Annotated in this window: 19 protein-coding genes, 11 tRNA genes and 1 rRNA gene; 29 read left to right on the top strand and 2 right to left on the bottom strand. The window is 37.8% G+C overall.

What is annotated here, in order from left to right; translation table 11 throughout:
* The first annotated feature begins 47 nt into the window (after window positions 1-47).
* Window positions 48-527 carry a PH domain-containing protein gene (locus LC095_RS22915; protein WP_226530333.1) on the top strand — a complete coding sequence of 160 codons (480 nt, stop codon included), beginning with the start codon at window positions 48-50 and terminating at the stop codon, window positions 525-527.
* Window positions 520-1,956 (top strand): PH domain-containing protein, encoded by a 1,437-nt coding sequence (locus LC095_RS22910; RefSeq protein WP_226530332.1) that lies wholly within the window; start codon window positions 520-522, stop codon window positions 1,954-1,956. Before LC095_RS22915 ends, LC095_RS22910 begins: the two co-directional genes overlap by 8 nt.
* 42 nt (window positions 1,957-1,998) lie before the next feature.
* On the opposite strand, the gene LC095_RS22905 is transcribed toward LC095_RS22910, so the two are convergent.
* The gene (locus tag LC095_RS22905) at window positions 1,999-2,721 is read right to left on the bottom strand and encodes a rhomboid family intramembrane serine protease (protein WP_226530331.1); all 723 of its coding nucleotides are present in this window, start codon (window positions 2,719-2,721) and stop codon (window positions 1,999-2,001) included.
* A 146-nt stretch (window positions 2,722-2,867) separates the two neighbouring features.
* On the opposite strand from LC095_RS22905, the gene acpS reads away from it, so the two are divergent.
* The 14 genes from acpS (at window position 2,868) to LC095_RS22835 (ending at window position 14,295) form a co-directional block, all read left to right on the top strand.
* Window positions 2,868-3,233 (top strand): holo-ACP synthase, encoded by a 366-nt coding sequence (gene acpS / locus LC095_RS22900; protein WP_226530365.1) that lies wholly within the window; start codon window positions 2,868-2,870, stop codon window positions 3,231-3,233.
* Window positions 3,234-3,431: 198 nt separating this feature from the next.
* Complete coding sequence (locus LC095_RS22895; RefSeq protein ID WP_078433155.1) at window positions 3,432-4,451, top strand: LolA family protein; 1,020 nt, start codon at window positions 3,432-3,434, stop codon at window positions 4,449-4,451.
* A 168-nt stretch (window positions 4,452-4,619) separates the two neighbouring features.
* Window positions 4,620-5,819 (top strand): alanine racemase, encoded by a 1,200-nt coding sequence (gene alr, locus LC095_RS22890; protein ID WP_226530329.1) that lies wholly within the window; start codon window positions 4,620-4,622, stop codon window positions 5,817-5,819.
* Window positions 5,820-6,185: 366 nt separating this feature from the next.
* The gene (locus tag LC095_RS22885; protein WP_026562079.1) at window positions 6,186-6,467 is read left to right on the top strand and encodes a CopG family ribbon-helix-helix protein; all 282 of its coding nucleotides are present in this window, start codon (window positions 6,186-6,188) and stop codon (window positions 6,465-6,467) included.
* Between the two features lie 4 nt (window positions 6,468-6,471).
* Window positions 6,472-6,822: a type II toxin-antitoxin system endoribonuclease NdoA gene (gene ndoA, locus LC095_RS22880; protein WP_026562078.1), complete on the top strand. Its 351-nt coding sequence runs from the start codon at window positions 6,472-6,474 to the stop codon at window positions 6,820-6,822.
* A 252-nt stretch (window positions 6,823-7,074) separates the two neighbouring features.
* A complete protein-coding gene (locus LC095_RS22875) occupies window positions 7,075-7,908 on the top strand; it encodes an STAS domain-containing protein (RefSeq protein ID WP_226530328.1) in 834 nt (277 codons plus the stop codon).
* Between the two features lie 3 nt (window positions 7,909-7,911).
* Entirely contained in the window at window positions 7,912-8,274 is a 363-nt protein-coding gene (locus LC095_RS22870) for an STAS domain-containing protein (protein WP_026562076.1), read from the top strand.
* Window positions 8,275-8,277: 3 nt separating this feature from the next.
* Window positions 8,278-8,679 carry an anti-sigma regulatory factor gene (locus LC095_RS22865; protein WP_226530327.1) on the top strand — a complete coding sequence of 134 codons (402 nt, stop codon included), beginning with the start codon at window positions 8,278-8,280 and terminating at the stop codon, window positions 8,677-8,679.
* Window positions 8,680-8,689: 10 nt separating this feature from the next.
* On the top strand, window positions 8,690-9,697 hold the full coding sequence (locus LC095_RS22860) for a PP2C family protein-serine/threonine phosphatase (RefSeq protein WP_226530326.1): 1,008 nt from the start codon (window positions 8,690-8,692) through the stop codon (window positions 9,695-9,697).
* A 56-nt stretch (window positions 9,698-9,753) separates the two neighbouring features.
* Complete coding sequence (locus LC095_RS22855) at window positions 9,754-10,086, top strand: anti-sigma factor antagonist (protein WP_226530325.1); 333 nt, start codon at window positions 9,754-9,756, stop codon at window positions 10,084-10,086.
* A complete protein-coding gene (gene rsbW / locus LC095_RS22850) occupies window positions 10,083-10,565 on the top strand; it encodes an anti-sigma B factor RsbW (protein ID WP_078433160.1) in 483 nt (160 codons plus the stop codon). Before LC095_RS22855 ends, rsbW begins: the two co-directional genes overlap by 4 nt.
* Entirely contained in the window at window positions 10,531-11,322 is a 792-nt protein-coding gene (gene sigB / locus LC095_RS22845) for an RNA polymerase sigma factor SigB (RefSeq protein WP_226530324.1), read from the top strand. Before rsbW ends, sigB begins: the two co-directional genes overlap by 35 nt.
* On the top strand, window positions 11,319-11,918 hold the full coding sequence (locus tag LC095_RS22840; protein ID WP_226530323.1) for a PP2C family serine/threonine-protein phosphatase: 600 nt from the start codon (window positions 11,319-11,321) through the stop codon (window positions 11,916-11,918). The genes sigB and LC095_RS22840 overlap by 4 nt, the downstream gene beginning before the upstream one ends.
* A 214-nt stretch (window positions 11,919-12,132) precedes the next feature.
* Complete coding sequence (locus LC095_RS22835) at window positions 12,133-14,295, top strand: Tex family protein (RefSeq protein ID WP_226530322.1); 2,163 nt, start codon at window positions 12,133-12,135, stop codon at window positions 14,293-14,295.
* A gap of 21 nt (window positions 14,296-14,316) precedes the next feature.
* Here LC095_RS22835 and cmpA read toward each other — a convergent pair whose 3' ends face one another.
* Window positions 14,317-14,430 (bottom strand): cortex morphogenetic protein CmpA, encoded by a 114-nt coding sequence (gene cmpA / locus LC095_RS22830; RefSeq protein ID WP_098799762.1) that lies wholly within the window; start codon window positions 14,428-14,430, stop codon window positions 14,317-14,319.
* A gap of 92 nt (window positions 14,431-14,522) precedes the next feature.
* Here cmpA and LC095_RS22825 point away from each other — a divergent pair, with 92 nt between their 5' ends.
* The 13 genes from LC095_RS22825 to LC095_RS22765 form a co-directional block, all read left to right on the top strand.
* Window positions 14,523-14,981, top strand: a complete 459-nt coding sequence (locus tag LC095_RS22825) for a SprT family protein (RefSeq protein ID WP_226530321.1) — start codon at window positions 14,523-14,525, stop codon at window positions 14,979-14,981.
* Window positions 14,982-15,113: 132 nt separating this feature from the next.
* Window positions 15,114-15,188, top strand: a tRNA-Asn gene (locus LC095_RS22820).
* 3 nt (window positions 15,189-15,191) lie between these two features.
* Window positions 15,192-15,282 (top strand) — tRNA-Ser (locus LC095_RS22815).
* 10 nt (window positions 15,283-15,292) lie between these two features.
* A tRNA-Glu gene (locus LC095_RS22810) sits at window positions 15,293-15,364 on the top strand.
* 88 nt (window positions 15,365-15,452) lie between these two features.
* Window positions 15,453-15,529: transfer RNA gene (locus LC095_RS22805), tRNA-Asp, on the top strand.
* Window positions 15,530-15,602: 73 nt separating this feature from the next.
* Window positions 15,603-15,677 (top strand) — tRNA-Gln (locus LC095_RS22800).
* A gap of 60 nt (window positions 15,678-15,737) precedes the next feature.
* A tRNA-Lys gene (locus LC095_RS22795) sits at window positions 15,738-15,813 on the top strand.
* Window positions 15,814-15,825: 12 nt separating this feature from the next.
* Window positions 15,826-15,911, top strand: a tRNA-Leu gene (locus LC095_RS22790).
* 12 nt (window positions 15,912-15,923) lie between these two features.
* A tRNA-Leu gene (locus LC095_RS22785) sits at window positions 15,924-16,009 on the top strand.
* Between the two features lie 88 nt (window positions 16,010-16,097).
* Window positions 16,098-16,174: transfer RNA gene (locus LC095_RS22780), tRNA-Arg, on the top strand.
* 11 nt (window positions 16,175-16,185) lie between these two features.
* A tRNA-Pro gene (locus tag LC095_RS22775) sits at window positions 16,186-16,262 on the top strand.
* Window positions 16,263-16,274: 12 nt separating this feature from the next.
* Window positions 16,275-16,348 (top strand) — tRNA-Gly (locus LC095_RS22770).
* Window positions 16,349-16,455: 107 nt separating this feature from the next.
* Window positions 16,456-16,562 (top strand): 16S ribosomal RNA (locus tag LC095_RS22765); the annotation flags it as partial.

Raw genomic sequence — 16,562 nt, 5'->3', positions numbered from 1 at the left:
AGAAAAATAGTTAAAATTCAAGTTTTGAAGGTGAAGGAGAGAGTAGGTTGAGGAAACAACCGCAAAATCAGATTAGTCTAAGGGCGCTAACTGTGTGGAGATTTAGTGCTTTGATAAGTGCCGGACTATCATTTTTAATCTTGATTGGTCTGGGGATAGGTGCCTATTTTCTTGAGCTGTCGTACTGGTATACTGTTGGTGCAGCAGGGATATGGGTGATTTACTCAATTATTAGTGTATTTATAGTCCCAAAGGTCAGACATCGAGTATGGAGATATGAAGTTCATGAGCATGAAATTGATTTGCAATTTGGCCTCTTTATTATTAAGAGGGTGTTAATACCAATGGTAAGGGTTCAGCATGTAGATACCCACCAAGGGCCGCTTCTTAGAAAGTATAAATTAGCGTCAATTGAAATCTCAACAGCTGCTACAAAGCATGAAATACCTGCACTTGATCTTGCTGAGGCAGATCAGCTAAGAGATCATATCTCAAGGTTAGCAAGGGTGACAGATGATGATGTTTGAGCCGAAGAGAATTCATCCTGTAGGAATGATTTTAAGCTTTGCCAACACGATAAAATCATACATTATACCTGCAATTATCTTCTTTTTCGTTAGTAGTAATGAATCCTTCAATTTATATATCATTATTGGAGGATGTCTTCTGGTTTTATTCGTTGTGGTGACCAGTATTTTAGAATGGTGGAAATTCACCTATATCATTGAAGATGGAGAATTAAGGATTGAACATGGAATATTCGTTAAGAAAAAAAGATATATTCCAATTGAGAGAATTCAAACCATTAATATAAGCGCAGGAGTTATTCAGCAAATTTTCCGCTTGGTGAAGTTGCAAATTGAAACAGCCGGAAGCGGAATGGAAGCTGAAGTGAGTTTAACTGCTATTAAAAAACAAGAAGCAGATCGAATTCAGGAAGAAATATCCAACTATAAGCAGCTATCGAAGTTATCAATTTGTGAGGATGAACAAGGAGAAGTCCTACTTGATCAGCCAACCTATAAAATGACTACCAAAGATTTATTAGTTGCTGCTAGTACTTCCAGTGGAATCGGCGTCATAATCTCAGCAGTAGCTGCCTTCGTATCTCAATTTGATGAATTTATTCCGTATGATCAGATTATCGATCGTTTCGACTTTCTAACAAATGCTAGCATTACCCTCTATGCCATTTTAATTTTTATTGCTTTTTTTATCGCATGGATACTTAGTATCATAGGTGTAGTCTTAAAGTATGCTTATTTTACTGTCATGAAAGGTGAAGAAGAATTAAAAATCTCAAGAGGGATTTTTGAGAAACGACAAATTACCATTCCAACAAAGCGTATTCAAGCAGTCCAAATTGTTCAAAATCCTCTAAGACAGCTCTTAGGATACACCACAATTTATATTGAAAGTGCAGGAGGAAATTCAGGTGACGAAGGTCTTTCTACCATTTTATTCCCTGTTGTATCAAAGAAAAACGTTGAACAGCTTTTATTAGAGTTTCTACCTGATTTTAAACAACAAAGAGACTTGCATCGATTACCAAAGAGATCAATGATCCGCTATTGTTTCCGAAAGACAATACCCGCTCTTATCGTCATGATACCGGCAGCATATTTTCTTCAACCTTGGGGCTATGTATCCATCATTCTTTTACCTGTTGCTGCTTGGTGGGGATATGCTTCCTATAAGGATGCAGGATGGAATTATCACGGAGATCAATTAAATATTGTATTCCGTATCATATCCAAAACGCATGTGCTTGTTAATCGTAATCGACTACAGTCTATTAAGAGCAAAACAACGTATTTTCAAAAAAGGGCCTCCTTGGAAACCTTTGAGTGCACAATAAAGTCAGGACTGCTGGGACGCAATTTTACAGTTAAAGATCTTGATCAACAGGATGTAGAAAAGATCATAAACTGGTATTCTTATGAAAAAAGTAAATAGGTTAATTAAAGAAACAGACACAGCAATTGGCTGTGTCTGTTTCTACGAAAGCCTAAAGATTAAGCCTAAAAAAATAAGGATACTAAACAAAATCCAAATGATATGCTTAGGGCTGAAGTTAAGGCTGAATTTAGTTCGACTGTAGTTTGGGTTGTAAAAGGATTGGTGTGAAAATTGAGCTCTTTTCCTGATAACAAAGGGAGCAAATATAAATCCTCCAATCATTCCAAATATATGTGCAACAACATTAATATTTGAATTGAAAAAAGTCATAACAAGACCGATGACTAAGATGCTGATGATCATTTGCGAATTTGCTTGATCAATGAGCCCTTTTCTATAAACAATAATAAATAGATATACACCTAAAATGCCAAAAATAGCACCAGAGGCCCCTAAATGAGAATATTGAAGCGGTTCAATTATATACGTTGCTATATTGGCAACCATTCCAGAGACAATATAGATCAAAATGAATTTTGCTTTTCCCAGCATTCTCTCTAAAGCTGGCGCAAATAAGATAAGAGATATGGAATTAAAAAACAAATGAGCAAATCCAATATGCAGAAAGATGGGTGTAATAAGTCTCCAATACTCTCCGTTTGCTATCCCGGCATTATATCCCTCTAATAAACCTAATAAGATCTTGAGTTGAGGTATAGGTATCTGAAGTAGTAACCAAAATAAGATGTGAATACAAACAAGAACCGATACAACAGGGTATAATTGAAGAAACGTACGAAAGTTTTCAGATCTAGTAAACATCGTGTCCTCCTTGCAGTTATTTATTTTAAAGCTGGCAGGCAGATAGCTTTTTTTAAAACATGTAATATTAGTTTTATACTAACACGAATATGTACAAGATATGGCAATTAGTACTATTAATAGGTTTGGAAGGTGTTGTTATACATATGATAACAGGAATCGGCTTGGATATAATTGAACTTGACCGCATTAGAAGAATTGTAGAGCGCCAACCGGGCTTTATAAAGCGGATATTAACGATAAACGAAATTGAGAAGTTCGCAACACTTTCGAAAGAAAGAAAGGTTGAATTTTTAGCAGGGCGGTTTGCTGTCAAAGAGGCTTATTCAAAAGCATTGGGAACAGGAATAGGTGAGGAAATAGGATTTCAAGATATCGAGGTTAATAATGATGAAAAAGGAAAACCTTACATCAATATATTAAAAGAAACACCGGGAAACGCAAGTATTTTTGTTTCAATTACACATACGCGCCAATATGCAGCTGCTCAAGTTATTTTACAAGAGAGGTAAGGTAGTCCTTACTTCTTTTTTTCTTTTTCCTGGCTAGTCTGCATATTCGATAGTGTTGTCTCATATATTGGGTAATGCGATAGGGAAGACAAGTTGTTTTCATAGATATCATCTGTAAATAAACATGAGAGTTATGGGATGAGGTCTAGTGAACGTCCTTCCTGTATAACGTTATATGAGGCAAAGGGGTTGAAAAAGTTGAAAAAAAGCTTGGTGTTATTTTTAGTAGGGCTTTTAACAGTACTAGTTCTAGCGGGATGTGGGGAGAAATCACAGGCTGATGTTGTCCAAGCATTGGAAAAGAAGATTGAAGAAATGTCAGGTTACAAAGCAAAAGGAAAAATGACACTTCAAACTGGAAGTGAACCACAGGAGTATGAAATTGAAATTTGGCATAAAGGACCAACATACTACCGAGTAAATCTGAAAAATTCCCAAAAAGATCAAAGTCAGATGATCTTGCGTAATGATGAAGGTGTGTTCGTGTTAACTCCAGCACTTAATAAGAGTTTCCGATTCCAAAGCGATTGGCCACAAAACAGCAGTCAAGCATATCTCTTTGAATCATTAGTTAGTGATATTTTAAAGGACACAGAAGCGAAATTTAGTGCTGCTGAGGACAAATATGTATTTGAAACAAAAACAAATTACCAAAATAATAAAATGCTACCAGCACAAGAAATTACGTTCAACAAAAAAGATTTAGCGCCAACAATGGTGAAAGTTATGGATACTGACAGAAACCCATTAGTTGTTGTTGAATTTTCAAGCTTTGAATTCAATGCATCATTTGATGACAACTCATTTGATGTAGAAAAAAATATGTCGAGTGCTCAAATTGAAGTTCCGACAATGGCAACAGGTGACCGTGAGCCATTTGCTGTAAAGTATCCTTTAGAGCAACCAAACGGTGTTAAGCTTCTGGAGGAAACGGAAGTCGAAACTGATAATGGTAAACGAGTGATCTTAAGCTTTGGTGGAGAAAAATCATTCACGTTAATTCAAGAGACTGCAGAGATTGCGACACCGGCATCAGCTTCAGCATCAACATATGTTGATGGTTACCCTGCTGATTTAGGCTTTACAATCGGGGCGATGTCAGAGAATTCTTTAACATGGTCACATGATGGAGTAGATTATATGCTAGCCTCAGAAGATTTAACGGAAGAAGAAATGTTAATGGTTGCCCAATCTGTCCAAGGTCAAACAGCTAAGTAAAAAATCGGGTGGTCATCCACCCGATTTTTCTCTTCAATCTATCTCCCTCACATTTTACCACATGGACATTTTTACCCAATTTCCTCAAATTTTTCTCATCATTATTTGACATTACTGTCTCTTAATCGGGATAATCATTCTTAGAAGATAAGATGAGGAAGTGGAGTTATGCAAGTGGGTTTTTATCGTGATACATGGGTAGAAGTAAATCTGGATGCAATTGAACATAATGTTAGAAAGATGAAAAAACATATAGGTGAAAAAGTAAAACTAATTGCCGTTGTCAAAGCAAACGGTTATGGACATGGGGCAAAGCAAGTAGCTGAATCAGCACTTCATGCTGGTGCATCCATGCTGGCTGTTGCGTTTATAGATGAAGCAATATCCTTAAGGCAACAAGGGATTAAAGCTCCAATATTGGTGTTGGGGGCAATTCGTGCTGCTGATATTGAAATTGCTGGTAAGTTTAATCTTATTCTTACGTGCTATTCGATTGAATGGCTTAAAGAAGCAAGTGAGAATTGTGAGTCTCAGGAGATCCATCTTCATATTAAGGTTGATACAGGTATGGGACGCTTGGGGGTAAGGGAAGAGCATGAGTTGAAGGAAATAGTTGAGTTCGTTGATTCTTCACCATCCTTTCAAGTTACAGGGATCTTCACGCATTTTGCAACAGCTGACGAGGATGAACCATCATATTTTTTAACCCAATACGAAAGATTTCAGCAATTTCTATCAGTTATTGATCATGAACAATTACTTGTTCACTGTGCAAATAGTGCAACAGGACTAAAATTCCCTTCAAAATTATATAATGCAGTGAGACTAGGGATTTCAATGTATGGATTATCACCTTCAGTAGAAATGAAAAATAATCTTCCTTTTGCATTGGAAGAAGCTTTTAGTTTGCAAACGAAATTAGTTCATGTGAAAAAGGTGCCAAATGGAACAAAGATCAGCTATGGTGCCACTTATGAGACGCAGCAAGATGAATGGATTGGAACGTTGCCAATTGGATATGCTGATGGATGGATAAGAAAACTAAGAGACTCAGAAGTATTAATCGATGGTAAACGTTTGTCACTAGTAGGAAGAATTTGTATGGATCAGTGTATGGTAAGGCTACCTTACGAACTGCCTGTAGGTACTAAAGTAACGCTGATTGGTGAGCAAAAGGGACAAAAAATTTCAATAGATGAGGTTGCAAAGCGACTTGATACAATTAACTATGAGATTCCTTGTATGATCTCAACTCGTGTTCCTCGTACGTATCTGAAAGACAATCAAATTTCAGAACAAAGCAATCCTCTTTTAACTAATATGTCCAAGGAATCCTTACTTTTGAAATGTCTCCAAGATAATGAATAAATAAAATATACATGACGATAATAGAGAAGGGTAAACATTTAAGGGTAGTCATGACCCTTCTTTTGTATAAATATCAAGGATGCAGACCAAAGCACTTGCAGTTTTCTTTTTGTCTAGCTCTTGAGTACAGGGGCGTGCAAGTGCAGTTATAGCGACAGGAAGCGCGTTTATAACAGCCTCGAGTCATAAGTCAATTTGAAATTGAAGGCGAACGCCTTCTATTTCAAATCGCCTTATGCTTGTCGGGGCTGACCAAGGCGCTTCCGCTTTTCTTTATTAAAATGCTTTGCATCTCGTAAAGTAAATGTTATTATTAAATGTGGAATGAATATAATAGGATGGTAAGTTTGGTGGAGGTGTATGTTTGTGTCTGAATCCAGCGCAACAACAGAAATTTTAATTCAGTTACCTCAAGCATTAGTATCGGAATTGGATGGACTGGTGAAACAGGAGAACGGAAACAGAAACGAGCTTATTTATCAAGCGACAAAAATGTATATTAGAGAGCGTAAAAAACGTCAGATTCGTGAATCTATGCGACGTGGATACATGGAAATGGCAAAGATTAATTTAAACATTGCATCTGAAGCATTTTTGGCAGAATCTGAGGCTGACCATACCGTAGAACGCTTAGTAAGCGGGGGTTAATCATTTGATTGTTAAACGTGGCGACGTTTATTTTGCCGATCTTTCCCCTGTTGTAGGCTCTGAGCAAGGCGGAGTACGTCCAGTATTAATTATTCAAAATGATATTGGAAACCGCTTTAGTCCTACAGTCATTATAGCGGCAATTACGGCGCAAATTCAAAAAGCAAAATTGCCAACTCATGTTGAGATTGATGCGAAGCGTTACGGGTTTGAAAGGGATTCGGTTATCCTTCTTGAACAGATTCGAACGATTGATAAACAAAGACTGACTGACAAAATTACCCATCTTGATGATGAAATGATGGATAAAGTTGATGAAGCTTTACAAATAAGCTTAGGACTTATCGATTTTTAATGTATGTTAATAGATAATAGAGCTGCGAAACGAAAACAAAAGGGTGCCAATTAAAGCATCCTTTTTTGTATTATTAGAAAAGTTCTCTGTATAAAGATCGACAATATGTATGCACTTGCGTCTTATTTGCCCGAGGCTGATCAAGGCGCTTGCGCTTTTGTTCTTAGCGTATATCTTTTTTTTAACTTCTAATAACTGTATAATTGACATTGATGACATGACCGTAAATTTTTAAGGAGGAGTATCAGAAATATGAATCAAGCTTCTAATCCATTTTTGGCGTTTATTCAAGGTAATAGAGAAGAACTTATAGAAAAATGGGAATTAAAGATGAAAAAGGAAGATGATCAAAAGCTTTCATCTGTTATCTCAGACCAAACCTATACAAATATTTGCAATGAATATATTAATATATTATTACAGTCTTTTATGAATCCAGATGACGAAGAAGTCTTGAGTAAGATTAGTGACTTTTCTCAGAAAATCGTTCAGTTAGGATGGTCACTACGTTTCATTTCAACTAGTTTATCTGAAATGAGTCGGATCTTGTTTGAAATGATGACTGTGGATAAAACAGAAGAAGAAAAGATGAGCTTAGTATGGGCTTTCGATAAATGGATTGCACCAACCAATAGTGAAGTTCTTCATCACTATGCTTCATCGTGGGAGCGCACAGTTTCCCTTCAAAAGATAGCCCTTCAGGAATTGTCAGCACCTTTAATTCCTGTTTTTGATAATATTACTGTGATGCCTCTAGTAGGTACAATTGATACGGAGAGAGCAAAGCGCATTATGGAAAACCTTCTACAAGGGGTTGTTAAACATCGAGCTGAAGTCGTATTAATCGATATTACGGGTGTACCTGTTGTTGACACAATGGTAGCGCATCATATAATTCAAGCTTCTGAAGCTGTGAGATTAGTTGGAGCAAAGTGTTTATTAGTTGGTATCAGACCTGAGATAGCCCAAACAATTGTGAATTTGGGAATAGATCTAAGTCAGGTAATCACAAAGAACAGTTTGCAAAAGGGAATAGAATCGGCATTAGAAATAACAAATCGTCAAATTGTATCCTTGGGGGAATAGCAAATGAATCCTAGAATACCGATTTTAAAATTGTATAATTGTTTGCTCATATCAATCCAATGGGAGTTAGATGATCAAACAGCCCTTCAATTTCAAGAAGATTTACTTCACAAAATCCATGAAACGGGTGCTAATGGGGTAGTCATTGATCTTACTTCTGTAGATGTCATAGACTCCTTTATTGCTAAGGTTTTAGGTGATGTGATAAGTATGTCCAAATTAATGGGTGCAAAGGTTGTTTTAACAGGAATACAACCAGCGGTAGCCATTACATTGATCGAGTTAGGCATCCAGCTTGAGGATGTGCAAACAGCCTTGGATTTAGAAAAAGGTCTTGAAACATTACAGCGGGAGTTGGGGGAGTAAAGCATGGAAAACCAATCCTGTGTTAAAATTGTCACCGAATGGGACATTGTAGCAGCTCGACAACTAGGTCGGAATGTTGCTAAAGAGCTTGGATTTGGTACGGTTGATCAAGCGCGAATTACAACTGCTATTTCCGAGTTAGCTCGTAATATATATCTATATGCAGGACAAGGGGAAATGCGCATTGAACGCATTCAGGACCTTGGTAAAAAAGGTTTGAAAGTAATAGCCATTGATAGTGGACCCGGTATTCCTGATATACGTAAAGTTATGGAAGACGGCTTCTCAACCTCCGGGGGATTAGGAGCGGGATTACCAGGGGTAAAACGTTTAATGGATGACTTTGATATTTCTTCCTCTGTAGGTGAAGGAACAAATATTCAGGCGGTGAAATGGCTTCGGTAGGAGGGTGTAAATGGATTATCGCGATGTGCTTGAACCGAAATATCGGGAACTGCTTAGAAACTATTTAAATGAACAAACTGAAACTGCTTTATATCAAGGTCAAAAATTCAGTAGGAAGACGATTGAACATCAAATTCCACCTGAAGAGATTATTAGTACTCATCGGAAAGTATTACAAGAGCTTTTCCCGAATATACAAAAGGATGTTTTAGCTTCGTTAGACTTTTTGCTTGAGGTTATGATGGGTTATGGCCTTGCTTATCAGGAGCATCAAAGTTTACGGGATCAGCAACTTGAGATTCGATCTGAAATACAAATTGCTGCAAATGTTCAGCAAACTCTTTTGGAGACAACTGTACCTTGTATTCATTCATTAGATATTGGGGCAATTAGTGTCCCTGCTAAGCAAATGAATGGAGATTATCATCACTTTGTTCAAGATGATCAAGGAATTAGTATTGCAGTAGCAGATGTGATAGGAAAAGGTATTCCTGCCGCTTTGTGCATGTCGATGATTAAATATGCGATGGATAGCTTTCCTGAATCACGTAAAAATCCGAATCAAATCTTGGAAAATCTAAATCGTGTGGTTGAACGCAACGTTGATCCAAGCATGTTTATTACAATGTTTTACGGGATGTATAATATTGAAGATCATACGTTTACATATGCTTCAGCAGGACATGAGCCCGGCTTCTATTTTAAAGCTGATACACAAACCTTTGAAGATTTAGATGCGAAGGGGCTTGTTTTAGGTATAGATCAAAATTATAGATACCTGCAATACCAGGCCAAGGTAGAACCTGGTGATATGATTGTTTTATTATCAGATGGCGTAACAGAATCACGAACAGATGAAGGGTTTGTTGAAAGATCTGCGATTACAGATTTGATTACCCGATACAAAGATTTATCAGCTCAGGAAATGGTGGATAAAATTTACAGGCATTTTGAAAAGATGCAGGATTTCCAATTGAGAGATGATTTCACACTAATAATAATGAAAAGAATGGTTTAATGAAACTTTTTACGGGGTATGTAATAGCATAAAGATTCTTTTCGAGGTGATAACGGATGAATATAAAAGTTGATATAAATAATCTTGATGATCAGACGGTCGTATCAGTAGCTGGAGAAATTGACGCCTATACGGCACCTAAGTTACGGGAGGCAATTTTACCTTTAGCTGAAGAAGCGAATCCAAACATTACGATTAATTTGAAAGATGTATCTTATATGGATAGCACGGGCTTAGGAGTTTTCGTTGGGTTGTTAAAGAGTGTGAGAAAAAACAACGGTCAATTGAATTTGGTTGAGTTGTCGGATCGTTTGGAGCGCTTATTTACTATAACTGGACTAAATGACATCATTGATATATCTTCAAAATCAGAGGGTGGGGTACAATGAAGCAACTAGTAGATTATATAGAGATGAAGGTTCCGGCTAAACCAGAGTACGTAGGGATTATCCGTTTAACACTCTCTGGGATTGCTAGTAGAATGGGATATTCATATGATGAAATAGAAGATTTAAAGATTGCGACAAGTGAAGCTTGTACAAATGCTGTGCAACATGCTTATAAAAACAGTGAAGAAGGCGAAGTAGTAGTAGGCTTTGGTCTTTACGATGATCGTCTTGAAGTCATGATTGCTGATAATGGAAAAAGCTTTGACTTTGAAAAAACGAAAAACGAACTAGGTCCTTATTCTTCTACAAGCCCTGTTGATCAACTTCCAGAAGGAGGTTTAGGTCTCTATTTGATGGAAACGCTCATGGATGAAGTCCGTGTACTTGTTAATTCTGGAGTAACGGTCTTCATGGTCAAGTATTTAAGCGGGGAGCGAATTGATCATGGCACAACCATCTCAAAGTATGAAACTAACTAAAGAGCAGGTAATCGAGCTTATTCTTGAATTTCAACGAAATGAATGTGAAAAGGCTCAATTAGCACTCGTTGAACACTATACAGGATTAGTTGAAACCTTAGCGAAAAAATATTCTAAGGGGAAAAGTTTCCATGAAGATCTAAGACAAGTCGGAATGATTGGTCTATTAGGTGCGATTAGAAGATATGATCCATCTGTTGGTAAGCCGTTTGAGGCATTTGCTATCCCAACAATTATTGGAGAGATTAAGAGATTCTTACGGGATAAAACATGGAGTGTACATGTCCCTAGAAGAATTAAAGAGTTAGGACCGAAAATTAAAGCGGCAGTAGAACAGCTAACAAATGATAACCAACGTTCACCTAAGGTGCTGGAAATAGCGGAATACTTAGATGTGACAGAAGAAGAAGTTTTAGAAACAATGGAGATGGGCAAAAGCTATCAAGCCTTGTCTGTTGATCATTCAATTGAAGCGGATTCTGATGGGAGCACGGTTACAATCCTTGACATTGTAGGCTCTCAAGACCAGGGTTATGAGAAGGTAAATCAAAAACTTATGTTACAAAGTGTATTGCATGTTTTATCGGAAAGAGAAAAAGAAATCATCGAATGTACGTTTATCTTAAATAAAAGTCAAAAAGAAACTGGTGAGCAACTTGGCATATCACAAATGCATGTGTCGAGGTTGCAAAGGAGAGCTATTCAAAAACTGAGAGAAGCGCTTTCGAAAGACATGCCGCCGGAGCTAAATAGATGATTGTAAAAGAATTTAATGAACATGTTCATACATTGGCATTCCAATTACCTAAGGAAGGTAAAACCTGTTGTGGTGATAGCTTTTATATAAAAACAACAGATAACTTTATGATCTGTGCTTTAGCCGATGGTCTTGGAAGTGGTGAGCGAGCTAACGAATCTTCTGCTGCAATTAGCTCATTAGTAGAACAAAACTATGATGAAGATGTCGATACGTTGATGCGATTGTGCAATGATGAACTCAAGGATAAACGGGGAGCAACTGTTTCGATCTTAAAGGTCGATTTTCACACTAAAAGTTTTACGTATAGTTCTGTTGGTAATATTCGATTTATGCTCTATGGACCTTCAGGAGCATTTATTTATCCACTCCCTATTTTAGGCTATTTATCAGGTAAACCACAAAAATATCGAACACAAACATATTCCTATGAGATAGGTTCGAAGTTTATCATTTATACTGATGGCTTAGTATTGCCGGGGATAAAGGCATTATTGAATAAAGGAAATTCTGTTGAAGATCTATCACGACAACTTGACATATATACAAAAAAAAGAACTGATGATTTAACATACATAGTCGGCCAGCTGTTTTAATTATTGAATTAGCTGGTCGGCTTTTTTGTTTGGTAATGTGGTAGAAGGTAAAAATTGGTTCCTTTCATTGTGTTCCGGACACAAGGCCCGCCGGGGAGGAAGCCAAGCCTCATGGGTGACATATTTTATTAGCAGCAAAATATTTGGTAAAATGGTTTTAAGTGTTTTCAAGTATTTACTTAGAAAAGCAGATGTCTCGTTTGGAGGATTAAAAATGATAGAAAGACAAGAACGTATTATGAATCATATTAGCAAAGAGCTGGGAATCAATTTAAAACAGGTGTCTAATGTGATTTCACTTCTGGAAGAAGGAAATACAGTACCATTTATCGCAAGGTACCGAAAAGAACAAACAGGTGCTTTAGATGAAGTGCAAATTCGAGATATATCAGAAAAATGGACATATACTCAAAACCTAGAGAGCCGCAAAGAAGAAGTATTACGTCTAATTGATGAACAAGGAAAATTAACAGAACAACTTGCAGCTGAGATCCACTCATCAATGAAGCTCCAACAAGTTGAAGATCTATACAGACCTTATAAGCAAAAGAGAAGAACAAAGGCAACAGTTGCAAAGGAAAAAGGCTTAGAACCTTTAGCTGAATGGATATCTACATTGCCTAATCAAGGGAGTATAGAGCATAAAGCAGAGGATTTTCTTAATGAAGAAAAAGGAGTAACTTCTGTTGAAGAGGCCATTCAAGGAGCACAAGATATTATCGCCGAACAAATTTCTGATCAACCTAAGTACCGTCAATGGATACGGGATACAACATTTCGTAAAGGCCAAATCACTTCTTCTGCCAAAGATGAAGAGAAAGATGAAAAAAATGTATATGAAATGTATTACGAGTATGAAGAACCTATACATAAAATTGTCCCACATCGAATATTGGCGTTGAATCGTGGAGAAAAGGAAGAAGTCATTAGGGTTTCTATTCAGCCGCCTGCTGAACAAATTATTGAGTACCTTAAGAGAGAAGAACTTAAGCGAAAAACATCCATAGTTAATGAAGTGATGATAAGTGCGATTGAAGATGCATATAAAAGGTTAATTCAACCTTCTATTGAGAGAGAAATTAGAAAAGAATTGTCTGAGAAGGCAGAAGACCGTGCCATTCATATATTCTCAGAAAACCTCAGAAACTTACTCTTGCAACCTCCATTAAAAGGAAGAATGGTTCTTGGAGTCGACCCTGCTTATCGAACTGGATGTAAGTTAGCGGTTGTAGATGAGACAGGTAAAATGCTTCATATTGGTGTCGTTTATCCACACCCGCCAGTTAATAAGAAAGAGCAAGCAAAAGAAAAAGTTATGGATGTGTTAAAGACATATAGAATTGAAGTGGTAGCGATAGGGAATGGGACAGCTTCAAGAGAAACAGAGCAATTTATTGCTGATATATTAAAGGAATTGAACGGTGATACTTCGTATCTAATCGTAAATGAAGCGGGTGCAAGTGTTTACTCTGCGTCTGATCTTGCCAGAGAAGAGTTCCCGGATTTACAAGTTGAAGAACGAAGTGCTGTTTCCATTGCTAGAAGGTTACAAGATCCATTAGCTGAACTTGTTAAAATTGACCCCAAATCAGTCGGTGTTGGTCAGTATCAGCATGATGTTTCACAAAAGAAATTAAATGACTCTCTAACCTTTGTTGTTGAAACAGTTGTTAACCAGGTAGGTGTAAATGTAAATACGGCCTCACCTTCTCTTCTTCAATACGTGGCAGGACTAAGTAAAGCAGTTGCAAACAATGTTGTTAAGAAGAGAGAGGAATTGGGTAGATTTTCCAATCGAAAACAACTAAAGGATATTCCTAGATTAGGTGCAAAAACATTTGAACAATGTATAGGTTTCTTACGAGTAATCGATGGAGATCATCCTCTAGATCGAACAAGCATACATCCTGAACGATATGGTGAAGTAGAAAATCTTCTTAAAAAATTGGATGCATCACTATCAGATTTAGGAACTGAGGAACTTAGGGAGAAAATTAAAAACTTGAATATGAAGGAAGCGGCTGAAGCTCTTGGTGTGGGAGAGTTAACGTTAAAGGATATTTGTGACGCTCTTATTCGTCCGGAAAGAGATCCCCGTGACGAAATTTCTAAGCCGTTATTAAAAAAGGATGTCCTTAAGTTGGAAGATTTACAACAGGGCATGGAGTTACAAGGAACAGTAAGAAACGTTGTCGATTTTGGAGCGTTTGTTGATGTTGGTGTCAAACAGGATGGCCTTGTTCATATTTCAAAGTTAAGCAATTCTTTTGTGAAACATCCATTAGATATTGTTTCCGTAGGAGATGTTGTAACGGTCTGGGTTGATGATGTGGATTTCAAGAAAGGTCGTGTAGCTCTCACGATGGTAAATAAATAAGAATATAGAAGAAACACTGCTTTATGAGCAGTGTTTTTCTCTATAAAAGAACCAGCATTGATTGAGTAATTTTATTTGGTAACGATTTTTTTCTAAAAAGGCACGTTGCATTTGATTTTGTAACCATGATGGCATTGCTCATACCTCCTCAGCTATTATAATGGAGTATGGGTGTTTATAATGTATGCAGGTACAAGTTTGAGTGTTACTCGAAATGGGGGATTTTTTTGGATGATCTAATGCTGCAAAGTTTAGTTGAAGAAATATCAGTAACTTATTTTGAAAAAAAATTTAAACATAGAGCATATTTTAACAACCGTCTTAGAACAACTGGCGGAAGATACATGTTGCATAGTCATAACATTGATGTAAATCCTAAGTATTTTCAAGAGTACGGGCTAGATGAGGTGATTGGGATTATCAAACATGAATTATGCCATTATCATCTTCATTTAGAAGGTAAGGGGTATAAGCATGGTGATCAGGATTTTAAATTATTGTTAAAGAAAGTAGGCGCTCCGAGATTTTGCCGCTCATTAGGTAATGAAACAAAAGTTCAGAAAACATTTTTGATATATCGATGTAGAGATTGTCATCAAGAATATAAAAGAAAGAGAAGAGTGGATACGACAAGGCTTGTTTGTGGGAAATGCTCTGGAAAAATCTATCTTTACAGAAAGGGTTGACTCTAAAGTTGATACTGTGTTAAATTATAAAAGCCGTCGCTGGTAACGGTTGAAAATTGAATTTTTTAATAATCTAAGTCTTGACAGGACAAACCCTAATTAATATAATTAAGGAAGTCTGTAAGAAAATATTCCGCAGTAGCTCAGTGGTAGAGCTATCGGCTGTTAACCGATCGGTCGCAGGTTCGAATCCTGCCTGCGGAGCCATATGGGGAAGTACTCAAGTGGCTGAAGAGGCGCCCCTGCTAAGGGTGTAGGTCGCGTAAGCGGCGCGAGGGTTCAAATCCCTCCTTCTCCGCCATATTCATTTTGGCCCGTTGGTCAAGCGGTTAAGACACCGCCCTTTCACGGCGGTAACACGGGTTCGAATCCCGTACGGGTCATATCATATCACGAGTATACTAGGAAGTGGGTGCACTTGCGAAATCTAAAGCCCACCTCCTATTTATTTCTCGAAACTTAAAAAAATCCGGTCCGGTAGTTCAGTTGGTTAGAATGCCTGCCTGTCACGCAGGAGGTCGCGGGTTCGAGTCCCGTCCGGACCGCCATTTATTTCAAAAAAACATCTTGAAGTTCCTAGGTGGATATGATAGAATTTAATTCTTGTGATTTTAATGTTAATGGGCTATAGCCAAGCGGTAAGGCATCGCACTTTGACTGCGACATGCGTTGGTTCGAATCCAGCTAGCCCAGCCATTTTTTAGTTGAGAGTATTAAAAAGAGAAGAAATTATTTTTTTACATCTCAATATAAAATGAGCCATTAGCTCAGTTGGTAGAGCATCTGACTTTTAATCAGAGGGTCGAAGGTTCGAGTCCTTCATGGCTCACCATTTACACACCGTGCGGGTGTGGCGGAATTGGCAGACGCGCTAGACTTAGGATCTAGTGTCCTTGTGACGTGGGGGTTCAAGTCCCTTCACCCGCACCATTATTTAGTTTCGCGGTCGTGGCGGAATGGCAGACGCGCTAGGTTGAGGGCCTAGTGGGGGCGACCCCGTGGAGGTTCAAGTCCTCTCGGCCGCACCAAAAACATTTAAGTTTTTTGAAAAAAGAACTTGACTTTGATGTTTAAAGGTGTTACTATAGAAAAGTCGCTTGTTGATAATAAGATATTGCGCCCGTAGCTCAATTGGATAGAGCGTTTGACTACGGATCAAAAGGTTAGGGGTTCGACTCCTCTCGGGCGCGCCATAATACATTTACGGGAAGTAGCTCAGCTTGGTAGAGCACTTGGTTTGGGACCAAGGGGTCGCAGGTTCGAATCCTGTCTTCCCGACCAGACGTATCTCTTGCGGGTGTAGTTTAGTGGTAAAACCTCAGCCTTCCAAGCTGATGATGAGGGTTCGATTCCCTTCACCCGCTCCAATTTAAATGATCTTTGAAAACTAAACAAAACCAAGCGTGCCAACGTTAATTTCGATTAACAAAAACGTACTATATAGTACAAACTTTTATGAGCAATATCAAACACTTTATTGGAGAGTTTGATCCTGGCTCAGGACGAACGCTGGCGGCGTGCCTAATACATGCAAGTCGAGCGAATCTGAGGGAGCTTGCTCCCAAAGATTAGCGGCGGACG

The organism is Metabacillus niabensis (assembly GCF_020524345.1).
GTDB lineage: Bacteria > Bacillota > Bacilli > Bacillales > Bacillaceae > Metabacillus > Metabacillus niabensis_B.
This window is presented reverse-complemented; position numbering and strand designations above follow the sequence as displayed.